The organism is Nitrosospira sp. TNL300 (genome assembly GCF_055385915.1).
The window spans coordinates 1,508,025-1,519,099 of sequence record NZ_AP041005.1 but is presented as its reverse complement, the minus strand read 5'-3'; the positions used below and the strand labels follow the sequence as shown (position 1 = coordinate 1,519,099).

At 54.7% G+C, this 11,075-nt stretch carries 11 protein-coding genes; 1 reads left to right on the top strand and 10 read right to left on the bottom strand.

The window, feature by feature from the left end; genetic code table 11:
• The first annotated feature begins 132 nt into the window (after positions 1-132).
• On the top strand, positions 133-480 hold the full coding sequence (gene fliE, locus ACZ5BW_RS06970) for a flagellar hook-basal body complex protein FliE (RefSeq protein WP_464574211.1): 348 nt from the start codon (positions 133-135) through the stop codon (positions 478-480).
• Here fliE and ACZ5BW_RS06965 read toward each other — a convergent pair.
• The 10 genes from ACZ5BW_RS06965 to flgK form a co-directional block, all read right to left on the bottom strand.
• A complete protein-coding gene (locus ACZ5BW_RS06965; RefSeq protein ID WP_464543539.1) occupies positions 477-782 on the bottom strand; it encodes an EscU/YscU/HrcU family type III secretion system export apparatus switch protein in 306 nt (101 codons plus the stop codon). The genes fliE and ACZ5BW_RS06965 overlap by 4 nt on opposite strands.
• Positions 760-1,641 carry a flagellar hook-length control protein FliK gene (gene fliK, locus ACZ5BW_RS06960; protein WP_464543538.1) on the bottom strand — a complete coding sequence of 294 codons (882 nt, stop codon included), beginning with the start codon at positions 1,639-1,641 and terminating at the stop codon, positions 760-762. The genes ACZ5BW_RS06965 and fliK overlap by 23 nt, the downstream gene beginning before the upstream one ends.
• A gap of 290 nt (positions 1,642-1,931) precedes the next feature.
• Complete coding sequence (locus ACZ5BW_RS06955) at positions 1,932-2,273, bottom strand: flagellar protein FliT (RefSeq protein ID WP_464543537.1); 342 nt, start codon at positions 2,271-2,273, stop codon at positions 1,932-1,934.
• A complete protein-coding gene (gene fliS / locus ACZ5BW_RS06950; RefSeq protein WP_464543536.1) occupies positions 2,273-2,737 on the bottom strand; it encodes a flagellar export chaperone FliS in 465 nt (154 codons plus the stop codon). Before fliS ends, ACZ5BW_RS06955 begins: the two co-directional genes overlap by 1 nt.
• Before the next feature lie 16 nt (positions 2,738-2,753).
• Positions 2,754-4,763 (bottom strand): flagellar filament capping protein FliD, encoded by a 2,010-nt coding sequence (gene fliD / locus ACZ5BW_RS06945; protein WP_464543535.1) that lies wholly within the window; start codon positions 4,761-4,763, stop codon positions 2,754-2,756.
• 52 nt (positions 4,764-4,815) lie between these two features.
• Complete coding sequence (locus ACZ5BW_RS06940; RefSeq protein WP_464574210.1) at positions 4,816-6,015, bottom strand: flagellar protein FlaG; 1,200 nt, start codon at positions 6,013-6,015, stop codon at positions 4,816-4,818.
• Between the two features lie 92 nt (positions 6,016-6,107).
• Complete coding sequence (locus ACZ5BW_RS06935) at positions 6,108-6,431, bottom strand: thioredoxin family protein (protein ID WP_464574219.1); 324 nt, start codon at positions 6,429-6,431, stop codon at positions 6,108-6,110.
• Positions 6,432-6,591: 160 nt separating this feature from the next.
• Positions 6,592-7,866: an EAL and HDOD domain-containing protein gene (locus ACZ5BW_RS06930; protein WP_464574209.1), complete on the bottom strand. Its 1,275-nt coding sequence runs from the start codon at positions 7,864-7,866 to the stop codon at positions 6,592-6,594.
• 169 nt (positions 7,867-8,035) lie between these two features.
• A complete protein-coding gene (gene flgL, locus ACZ5BW_RS06925) occupies positions 8,036-8,971 on the bottom strand; it encodes a flagellar hook-associated protein FlgL (protein WP_464543532.1) in 936 nt (311 codons plus the stop codon).
• 129 nt (positions 8,972-9,100) lie between these two features.
• The gene (gene flgK, locus ACZ5BW_RS06920; RefSeq protein WP_464543531.1) at positions 9,101-11,020 is read right to left on the bottom strand and encodes a flagellar hook-associated protein FlgK; all 1,920 of its coding nucleotides are present in this window, start codon (positions 11,018-11,020) and stop codon (positions 9,101-9,103) included.
• Between the last annotated feature and the right edge of the window lie 55 nt (positions 11,021-11,075).

The window sequence follows — 11,075 nt, the reverse complement described above, 5'->3', positions numbered from 1 at the left end:
AGAGTCGCCATTATCACCATGGCTGCAGCTTTCAATACGGGAAAAAGAAACCGGTTTTACGGCCTTTTCAAAAAACGGAATACAGGAGAGAGTGCTATCTTGTATGCCTTTCAAAAGTACTTGCCGGAAACCATGGACATTTCAAACATAGATTCGATGCTCGCCCAGCTACGCGCGGGCGCTGCGCTTGCTGGCAGCAAAGCGGGTCCAGCCGGGACAATAGCGAATGGAGACGAAACTGGAAGTGAAGCGGGACGTGTCGATTTCGCAACCGTATTCAGGAGATCGCTGGATCAGGTCAATAACGTTCAGCAGCATGCATCGAAGCTTGCCAGAGATTTTGAATTGGGCGCGCCCGAGGCCAATCTGACTGAAGCCATGATCTCGCTGCAGAAAGCATCCATCTCGTTTCAGTACACGGTGCAAGTACGCAACAAGCTGGTTGCAGCCTACCAGGATATTATGAATATGCCGGTTTAGGAGCTGAACGGGATTGACGGGGACTCCTCGTTGTTCTGATCCCCGGCTTCCATCCTGTAAAGCCATGCGAGCAATTCTGCCACCGCCCGGTAGAGCTGCGGGGGAATGTGCTGATCCAGATCCACCTGCATGAGCAGGGACACCAGTTCCGGGGATTCATGAACGAAAACTCCGTGTCTTCGTGCCTCCCGGATAATATTTTCGGCAACCAGACCGCGTCCCTTGGCAACAACCTGCGGCGCATGATCGCCGGCACGATACGCCAGCGCAACGGCAGCCTCAGACCGATTCAGCCTTTTCATCCGCCTCGATACCCATACTCGATAATCTGATTCCTGCGGAATCCAGTCCTGCGACGAGATGCCCTGCCCCCGCCCGCAGGATCGCGGCGGACGATTCGGTTGCAGCAAGACGAACCTCGACTCCAGACTCACCAAGCCTCAGAACCGCGCTGATAAATCCCAGATTCGGCAGCGTAAGACGTACACTGGTTTTCCATACGGGATATCGAGTGGTGCCGTCACCTTCCGATTCATCCATCTTCTCCCCGACTGTATCCCACCCGATAGTCTGGCCGGGCCAGATTTCGCCTTGCCACTGAAGATGGCCGTTTTCCAGAACATCCAGTTGCTGCCGCAAGAGCGCTTGAGTATCGCGATGCATGGGATTCGAGTAATCCTGATGCGGGTGAGCTGGTAAATGAAGCTCGCCTCCCGGTGAAGCCGGGGGCGAAGCAGTACCGGGCAACTGCGAGAGGTTTTCCGATAAACGCCCCTGCGGTTCCAGCAGCAGGCTTGTCAATGATCTCTTGCCGGCCACCCATTGCGCCAGATGAAACTCATAAAATAGCCCGCTTGAACTGATTGCTTGCATCAGTCCTTGAGAGAGTTGCGTATGCTGGGCCGGCGTACCCTCGCGTGGCGGCGCGGGAAGTAATGGCGCCGTATTTGGCTGATTTGGCTGCGCAGATCGGGTGCCAGAAGAGTCAGAAGGAAGCAGAAGCGGCTGCTGGAGCAGCGTGCTGATGAAACGCCCGGTCACACTCAACTGCGAAGCCACTGTTGGAGAGTCGGGCACGAGCCCGAACGTCGGCTTTGGCACGCGGGACAGGAAAATCAGATTGAAAGTTTCGCCCAGATGCGCGCTCCGGGGCAATTTCATCTGTAACACCTGCCTGTCTCGCCCCTCCCGGTCGTACAGCATTACGATGAATTCGTTATTGGGAAGCAGGGCTTGTACCTGTGCTCTCAGAGAACGTCCGGGCTCCAGTCCGGCGAGGAGCGAAGTAAAATCCTCACGTCCTTGAAGTGAAGACTGAACCGGATGGATTGAAGTTATTGCCGCGATTGTGCCGGATGCATACAGATCGAATTCTCCTGTTCCGATGGTTAGGGGCTGGGAAAACCTGGAATGAAGATGATGCTACGAAAGCTCGTTCCCGGAATTCCTGCTCAGAAATTCCACGCTCCCGACTCATATGCCTGACGGACGCACCGCGAGCGGCTGGCAGTACCGAGCAGAGCTTGAACCTGTTTTATCCATGGCTCCGTATACTCGCGTATCACTGCGTCATCGGCCAGAATCTTGTGAATCAGTTCAACTTTCCGCCGCTGCATATCCGGCGGAAGCCGCACCGGTTCTGCAGCCTCGAGCTGTGCCACCAGGGCTGCGCAGCGTCGCTCCAATCCCGCAAGCTGATCCCATTCACTCGCCTGGGCAGCTTCTCTCATCTCTCCGGTAAGATCGGAAAGAGACTGAAACACAGCAAGGTTTTCTGCACTTGTCATCATCATTACGCTTTTTTCAGATTGGCGATGCCGTCATGAGCGACGGATGAAATCATCTTTCCCTCTTCACCTGGCTGCGTGAACGATCCGATCGCTTCCCATGCTTCGTGCAGCTCGCCAAGAAGACCACTTACCTCTTCGATGTATTCCGGTTTGTCATGAACATTAGCCTGCAACAGCCGGCGCCCCATGTACTCATAAAGTGCATTCAATTGCTGCGCGAGCTCTCCTCCCGCTTTGATGTCCAGGCTGGCTTGCAAGCCGGAGTTGATGATTGCAATGGCTTTGGAAATCGCTTCACCCCTGGCCGCGATCTGGCCGCTTCGCGTATGGGCAAGCGCCGAAGCCAATGCTATCCGTGCTCCTTCGAACAGCATCAGGACGAGCTTATGAGGACTGGCAGCTATTACACCCGTTTCAAGACCAACGCGGGTGTAGGCGTTTACACCGCAGCGAGATGCTGGATACATATATTTACCTCTTCTGTCATTTTTCGTTGAGAGTCGGCAGCGCGGCCAGCTGTTGTTGAAGAAACTGGCTCGTCTGGGTCAAGCTGCCCAGCATGGCATCGAGCGCAGAGAACTGCGCCCGGTAACGCGCCTCAACCATTTCGAGTCGACGGCTAAAATCCTCCTGGCGCCGATCGATATCCTTGATACTGGCGTTCAGCCCATCGACCCGGCTGGCGATCACTCCTTCAGTAGCGAGAAACTCTTCTGCAACCTTGCTCAATCGCTCGGCGTAGCCTCGCGAGAACTCGACTGCCCCCCGAGTACCGAGCGCACCGCCGTGAATGGCGACGCGCAGACCTTCGGCCGTTCCTCCGCCAGTGGCAGTCAGCATCTGTCCCGATCCTGTAGCGGAAACGCCATTGATGGAGCCTGCGACATCCATTCCCGTCACTCCCGCAGGACTGGCCCCGAGCAGATTGCCTGCACCATTACCTCCCATGAGGACGACACTGGAGGCGGATCCGTAGCGCGCCGACACGATACTCAATACGCCGCCGGACTGGGAAACCGATACTGAAATTCCTTCGTTAGTCAGGCCAGAGAAACCATTCAGCTTGCTTTGCACTTCGGCCGCCAGTGCATCCGCGGAAGCATAAATTCCCTCGGCTAGCGTAATACTGGCTGCCACCCCATCCACATTGAAATTGAGCTGATCGTTGACCCCTGCCGTTATCGTTAGCCCTGCCGCCTGGTTTCCACTGAGGCTGCCTTGCGTTGCAAGTTGTGTAACCGTAACGGCATAATTTCCAGCTATTGTCTTGTCCGTTGCGCCGTCGTATGTAATCAGGCTGTCGGTGGAGGTGCCACCTATCGTAAACAGCTTGCCGATCTGTTCAAATTTTGCGTCCATTGACGCTTGCAGCTTTGCCGCATCCACTGCCAGGCTGCCGTCTTTCTGCAAGGTAACGCCAATCTGGGAGAGGGAGATGAAGCCGTCCCCGCCGCCGGTCATGGCCGTTAACGCCGCTCGAATTCCGCGCTGAACCGAGAATGCAGCCGAATCCCCCTGCAATATTGCGCCCCTCTTCGCTGCCGAGTTATAAGAACTGAGGTCGGAAAGCGTTTGATTGATGCTGTTGTACGATTTTACGAATGTTTCGACCGCTGTCTTGACAGTAGCGGTATCTTGCGAGACATTCAGTGTCGTCGGACTGCCTGCATTCGTTTTGAGCAGGCTGAGTGTCACGCCTTCAATTGCGTCTGTAATCGTATTCGATGATTTGGCGATATCGATCCCGTCGATCCGCAGCTTCGCATCCTGGGCGGCCTGCACCTGGGTGAGATTCTTGCCGGAGCCCGCTCCCGCGGCCGGATCGAAGGCAAGACTGGAGAGTCCGGCTGCATCAAGATTGCCGCCATCGTCATCGCTGACGGTAATCTTCAGGCTGTTCGCCGCCCCCGTATCCTTTGCGGTCAGCACAAGTTTGTTGCTGGCACCGTCATTCACAATCGTTGCACTCACGCCGACATTGGCTGCATTAATGGCATCACGCACGCCGGAGAGGGTGTTGCGGGAGGGATCGATCGTTATCGTTTGCGCCGGTTTCGCGTCGTTGAGAGTAAAAGTATTCAGGACGCTATCATAAGTGCCGTACTGTATCGTCAAAGTCCCGCTGCCTACGGTGCTTGACGTGCTGGCAAAACCGTCCGAACGGATTTTCTGCTGTTGGGCAAGCTGCTGTACTTCCACCGAATAATTACCCGGCACCGCCTTGCCGTCACCATTCCCGGTTGCAGTCAACAGGGAGCTATCTGCCGCACTCGCGCTAATAGCCTGATATTTTGCAGGATCAGCCAAGCCCTGCATTGCCGTCTGAAAAGCAGACAAGGCGCCTTTCAGTGTTCCATAAGCGGATAGTTTTGCCTGATAGTCGGATTCGCGCTTCTGAAGCAAAGCAAGCGGTGTGCGTTCTGCTGCCATCAACTGGCTGACTATGCCATTTACATCCAGGTTCGAACCTGCCCCAGCAGCGGTAATCGCCATATTCCTGTCCTCTTCTGTATTCCTGTTTTCGACGGGCGTGCCTGCCCTGCCATCAGGCTTTGGTGCGCAGCAACAAACCCTGCAGCTGATTCATGGCCTTTGCCAGGGCCAGCATTTCTTCCATGGGAATCTGCCTCACCAGTTCCCGGGTTTCGTTGTCTACGACTTTTACCACTATCCTGTTGGTGTCGGTATCAACGCTGAATTCCAGACTCGAGCCAGCGAGTAGCGTTGCTTCCTTTTCCTTTTCCTTTTCAATTTCCTGTTTCACCTGCACGGTCTGCGGCGTGGGTGGATTTCCATCCGCGGCCGACAGGCGAACATCAGCGTGCAGGAATTCACCTTCGGTTGCTCTGGAACCGATCCCTGGTTGAATGATGGCTCCCGATTGTTCGATTTTCATTATTGACATTCGAAATACGGCCACAGCCATGTCAGGTTCGAGTTCAATATCCGACTCGTTGCATGACACTTTACAAGGGATGCCATAGCGTTTTGCAAATTCGCCCGCTTCCCATTCTATTGCCGCAAAAATGCCAAAATCCATGATGCCTGGCCGCAGGTCTCGGGAAATACGTTGTATCGAATGCATGGTGCGATCCACCAGATCGGAAACAGTACGCACTTTCGCAAGTAATGCAGCATTCTCGGCGCTGCTGGCACCTGCATCGATCCGCCTCACCAGCCAGTCGAGATCGATCTTGATGGCAGTGAGGTTTCCCCCCAGATCATCGTGTATTTCTCTGGCAATGCGTATACGCTCGTGCTCCCTCGCCGCCATGACGTGCGCTGATACTTCCTTGAGCCGTTCATGGGATTCCTTGAGTTCTGTCTCCCGGCGCCTGCTCTCGGTGATATTGATGATGATGCCTTCCCAAACCACGCACGCGCCCTTCTCCCGCCTCGGACTCGCTCGCAGGCTGACCCACTTTATATCCCCGTAGGATTCGATCCACAGACGTCCTTCCCAATTCCACGTTGTCAGATTAGCTGCGGATTGTGCCTTCGAATACTGGAGGCTTTCCCGGTCTTCCGGGAGCACCAGATCCAGAAGCAGCGAGGGATTGGCTTTGAGTTCTGCAGCCGAAATACCAAGCACGCTTACGCACTGGTCGCTGATAAAGGGCATGGAGGAAGTACCGTCTTCCTTCTGTATGTATTGAAAAACCATCCCCGGAGAATTGGCGGCAACATCCGGAGGATACGCTTCCCCCATATGGATGGAGTCTGATTTTTCCTTTTTTTGCTTCATGCAGTGCTGATCGTTATTGACTGCGCAAGTTATAATGCGACAGATTCTGTCTGGACGTAGAGGATACGGCGCGATCACCCGCCCTTGAAGATTCACGCATCCTTGCAGATATTTTCAAGAGCGCGCTGAATAAGATCGGAACTCTCAGGCCGGACCAGGCGAGCCATTTCTTTTCCGTCCTTCAAAAAGATCAGGGTCGGCCACAGCTTCACTCCAAACGAGCGTCCCAACCGTCGACCTTTTCCATCCTCTATCCGGATATGGCGCACCGGTGAAGCTCCTGACAAGGCTGAAGCAATCAACGGTCGCGCAACCCGGCAGTATCCGCACCATGCTGCACCGAACTCGACAAGAGTTGGACCCTGGAGCAAATCGATCTCGCCACGGGTTGGCTCACTGCCATGAACAGTATCCATTCCTGTATTATAACCGCTCCAGCGTTCCCGTTTCCCGGCCTTCCGGGGAGGCAAAGTGGAATTCCTTTTCAGGCTGCCTCCCCCGGCAACTCTTGAACCCTCATACGCGGGTGCATCCAGGATGCGGATGAACTTGCCAGGCGGGGGAAAATCAGGACTTCTATAAGGTAGGCAACAAACTATTGCTCCATTCAAATGCTTCCAACTGGAATGGATAAAGCTCTTCAATCGGCAGTCCCAATCTGGCAAGCAGGGGCATGAGCAGTCGGCCGGCTTCGCCAGGTTTTTCGAGATATTCGGCAAGCTTCAGCAAGTCTCCGTAGAACCCTGTCCGGTACAGCAAGGCTTCGGTGATTTCCTCGCTCAGAACGATCTGACGGAGAATTCTTTCCATGTGTTGCCCGAACAAAGCATCCAGCAAGGATAAAATGCCCACGGTAAAGGCAATATCAGCCATGCTTCTGTTTGCGGGCTGAAGTTTTCGGGCGACGAGTTCAAGAAGTTTGGCGCGTGTGGCTGCCAGCAGGAGAAGCGGCGACCCGAACTGGATCTGAGGATCCGGACCGACATAGATCTGAATTTGCAACCATCGCTGCAACTGGCGGCGGCCGAGGACCATCAAAGCCTCACTTAACGAATGTATGCTTTTCGTAACACCCATGCCCGGCGTATTGACCAGTCGTAATAACGACAGGCAGAGCGATACTTCCTTCTTGATGCGTTGCTCGATTTCTATAGTGTCGGCGTCCCTGGCTATCAGAGTCATCAGTTCCATGATCGCCAGCTGCGAAGTTGCAAGTTTCTTGCCTGACAGAAGAGCTGGTTTTGCAAAGTAGTAGCCCTGGTAATAGTCAAATCCGAGTTCAAGGCAATTCTGGAATTGCTCGATCGTCTCTACTTTATCAGCGAGAAGCACCTTGTGCGCCTGTTTGAACTGGCGAACGAGCATGGCCAGATCGGCGCACGTCATGAGGGACGTATCGATCTTGATGATTTCAACAAACGGCAGTAACGGTTTTATGTATTCGGACAGGGTGATGACATCATCCAGCGCAAACCGGTATCCTGCATCCGTCAGCTCGGCAATACGCCGGACGAGTTCGGGAGTGATCTTGTCCGTTTGAGGAAACTCGAACACAACTTTTTCGGGCGGTAGAAAATTAACCAGGTCTCCCATCAACAACATGGAATTCACGTTGAAGAAGCCCAGTGCGCTTCCGGTCACGTTCTCAATGCCCAGTTCGGATGTATGTGCGATGATGGAAGCGGCGCCGCGTGTATCCTCGGCGCTAATCGGCGCCCTGATCCCCGTGCGGCGGAATAATAACTCGTAAGCAATCAGATTCTGGTTACGATCCAGAATAGGTTGACGAGCCAGGAAAAATTCCTTTACCTGCGCGACTGAAGAAATGTGTGGAGTCGTATCTAGAATCATCTGTCAGTCTCTATTCGACTGAAAATTCAGGTAGCGTTACAGCCACGACCCGTAGTCAGAACCGCGGTCGGATAGCTCGCCTCCCTGTGGAACGACTCGGAGCATGGTAACCATCAGCAGGAAATTTTTTTCCGAGTGAAGAATCCGTGCGTGAAATATCCTGCCGCCATCAGCCTATATAATCGAACAGGGAAAGGCTTTGCACTTTCAGAAATGCCTTCTGCGTAGCTTCCAGATAGGTCCGCTGCTGAGTCAGATCACTGATGGCCTCAACGTAGTCCACATCCCGTAATTCCGACAGCTGCTGTTTGTACTGAATATTCAAATCTTCGCCGCGTTCATTCAAGGCATCGATTTCCTTCATGCGCGTTCCTACCGATGCCTGCGTCTTGAGCACATTGTCGAGCGCATTGGACAGGTTTGCTTGCGCGGTATCCAGACCGGTGGCGAGGGCTGCCTTACCCGTCGGGTCGGTTACCGGTGTTTCGAGTAAATCAGCCAGATCCGATAGCGTCTTGAACATGCTGTGGTAGCCGCCTCCCGCAGCGGGAATGCGCTCGAACACCTCTCGTCCTGACTCATTTACTGCAAGCTGCCGGGATGAGCTGGCTTGTATCATGCGCAAGCCTTCATCGCCGACATATTGCACCCCGCTCCCGGTATCCTTAAACGGCATGGTTGAACCCTGATAACCGGAAAAGAGATATTGCCCGTTTACATCCTTTCGGTTGGACAAGCCCAGAAGTTCACCCAGACTCGTGCGCAATTCAGTGGCAATGGCTTCGCGTCCGCTGTCATTCAGCGTACCGTTTCCGGCAGACACGGTAAGCTCCTGCGCCCTTTGCAGCAGGGCTGTAACGCCGCCAAGAGTATCTTCCAACATGCTGAGGCTGGCCATGCCATTTTGCCGGTTCAACGCGTATTGACTGTTGGCGGAGTCTGCCTCGGCAACATTGAGTGCCCGAACATACGCCGCCGGATTTGCAGACGGCGTGAGCGCGCTGCGGCCGGTACTTATCTGCTCAAAGGTCTTCATCTGTGCCGACTGCTGGCGGTGGATGGCGGCAATTCCCGCCTCGTAACTGGTATTACTGCTGACGCGCATTTTGATTCCTTTTTTCTATTTCTATCCCATGCTGATCATGTTCTTGCCATGGCCGGTGCTTGCACTGATCACACGCTTCAAGCGTTGTCAGGCCCCCTTCGTGAGCGGGTGCTACTTTGCAGTGCGCTTTTACCTCATTATCTCGAGCAGCGCATCGAACATCTGATTAGCTGTTTGTATCACCTTGCTCGCCGCCTGGTACGCCTGCTGGTAGCGCAGCAGGTTAGCCGCTTCCTCGTCGAGATTGACACCTCCTTCCGACTGCTGCAAAGCCCTTGTTTGGGTAAGCAGGGCAGCCTGCGCGTCGGCCGTGACCTCCAGTTCGCGCGTCTTGTTACCCATCTGGCTGACCAGTTGCCCGTATGCGCCCTGGTAACTTGCTCCGCCAGCGGCCAATGTATTGCTTGACTGCAATGCTCCCAGCAGCAAGGCATTGCGATTATCAGCCACTCCATCCGTGTTCGGGCTGACACTGAACGTATCGCCCGGCTTGGGCGTTCCGGTAATCTGAACAGTCCAGCCATTGAACGTAATCGGCCCACCCGGATTAAAGGGAACGCTGGTCGGATTTCCTGTGCCGGTACCGCTTACATCAAAAGTGGTGGCGCTGGTAAAAGTAAGCGTGACCGCCTGCCGCAGATTGGGATCAGTGGGAGGCGGCGCGTTCACCGTGCCTGCGCTGATGCGCCCCGTACCGGTATTCGTGGCTGGTGCGCTTGTCCGGATCGGTGCTGCCGCAGCGATCTTGCCAGTATCCTGAATCGCAACCGCGATCTGGCCGGCGCCCTTGACCGTTGGCCGAACAAGGAACTCATCTCCCGCCGCAACTGTTCCGGAAGCAAGGTTCAATCGCACACCATCCACTGTCTGGGGGAAGGCAGCAAAAGTCTGAGCATTTCCTTCTACTCCATTCCTGATGGGTTTCAGGGTATAGTTGGCGCCATCAAAACTCAGGCGATAATCACTGACGTCCAGATCACGATAACTGACGATTTCGGCGTCAATGACTGCGTTGCCGCTATTTTCTGCCGATGCCACTACCACCGGACCCGGTGTAGTAAAAAAGTCGCCTCCCAGGTTACCTTGCGCATCTTGTCCCAACCGGTGCTGTTCATTGAAGGTTCCCGCCAGCCCGATCGCCACCCGGCCCAGCCCGTTGCGTACCGTATCAATGATCTCGTTGCGAAATTGCAGCAACCCGCCGAGTTTGCCTCCATCCAGGTTTGCCTCCTTGAGCGGAATACTGCTGCTGCCAAGAACATGAGCAATCTCGAGGCGGTCCGCATCCATTGCGGACGGTCTGGCAGCAAGCTGAAACGCCTGCGAACCCATTACCAGGGGCTGGCCCGCCCCCAGGAAAACACTATATCCACCGTCACTCTGCACCACCACTGTAGCGCGAACCTCGTCGTTGAGCTGCGTCACCAACTCATCGCGCTGATCCCGCAAGTCGTTCGCCGACTGGCCGTTGGCAGAACTCTCCGCCATACTGATGGTTTCATTCAATTTTGCGATTCGCGCCCCCAGGGTATTGATAAGCGAAGTACTGTTCTCGATTTGCCTGTTTACCCCCTCCTGGATTTCATCCAGCTGGCTGCTCATTGAGTGAAACTGCCGTACCAGCACCTCTGCATTCGACAGCATGGATTGGCGCGATGCCGCTTCAGCGGGATTTGTCGCGATTTCCTGAAGGCTGCCGAAGAAATCCTGCAAGGCGGGCGACAGTCCTGAACCACCGATGGAATCGGCCAGCAGTCCGTCGATCTGCTTCATCTGGGAAAAATATGTTTCCAGCTGGCTGGATTCAGTTCCAGCCTGCGCAACCTGCCTGGAGAGAAACTGGTTATAAGCCCGCTTTACTGTATCGGTCTGCACACCCTGACCAATAAATCCACTGCCCGTAGCCCTGGCGTCGGTCGTCGACTGGATAACCTGCTGACGGGTGTAACCTGGAGTTGCGGTATTGCTGATGTTATGCCCTGTAACGAGCAACCCCCGCTGGGCAGCCTGGAGCGCGCTGAGTCCAATGCCGAAAATACCATTACTCATGGGTATACCCTGTCTCTGCCAGCCTGATCTGAATGTCGTGCATATATTGACGGCA

Excerpts from the sequence above, each read along its gene's own strand:
- fliE (WP_464574211.1), top strand. The coding sequence starts at position 133 with ATGGACATTTCAAACATAGATTCGATGCTCGCCCAGCTACGCGCGGGC.
- flgL (WP_464543532.1), bottom strand. The coding sequence starts at position 8,971 with ATGCGCGTCAGCAGTAATACCAGTTACGAGGCGGGAATTGCCGCCATC.
- fliD (WP_464543535.1), bottom strand. The coding sequence starts at position 4,763 with ATGGCGATTACCGCTGCTGGGGCAGGTTCGAACCTGGATGTAAATGGC.
- ACZ5BW_RS06965 (WP_464543539.1), bottom strand. The coding sequence starts at position 782 with ATGAAAAGGCTGAATCGGTCTGAGGCTGCCGTTGCGCTGGCGTATCGT.
- ACZ5BW_RS06955 (WP_464543537.1), bottom strand. The coding sequence starts at position 2,273 with ATGATGATGACAAGTGCAGAAAACCTTGCTGTGTTTCAGTCTCTTTCC.
- ACZ5BW_RS06940 (WP_464574210.1), bottom strand. The coding sequence starts at position 6,015 with ATGAAGCAAAAAAAGGAAAAATCAGACTCCATCCATATGGGGGAAGCG.
- ACZ5BW_RS06930 (WP_464574209.1), bottom strand. The coding sequence starts at position 7,866 with ATGATTCTAGATACGACTCCACACATTTCTTCAGTCGCGCAGGTAAAG.
- ACZ5BW_RS06935 (WP_464574219.1), bottom strand. The coding sequence starts at position 6,431 with ATGGATACTGTTCATGGCAGTGAGCCAACCCGTGGCGAGATCGATTTG.
- flgK (WP_464543531.1), bottom strand. The coding sequence starts at position 11,020 with ATGAGTAATGGTATTTTCGGCATTGGACTCAGCGCGCTCCAGGCTGCC.
- fliK (WP_464543538.1), bottom strand. The coding sequence starts at position 1,641 with ATGAAATTGCCCCGGAGCGCGCATCTGGGCGAAACTTTCAATCTGATT.
- fliS (WP_464543536.1), bottom strand. The coding sequence starts at position 2,737 with ATGTATCCAGCATCTCGCTGCGGTGTAAACGCCTACACCCGCGTTGGT.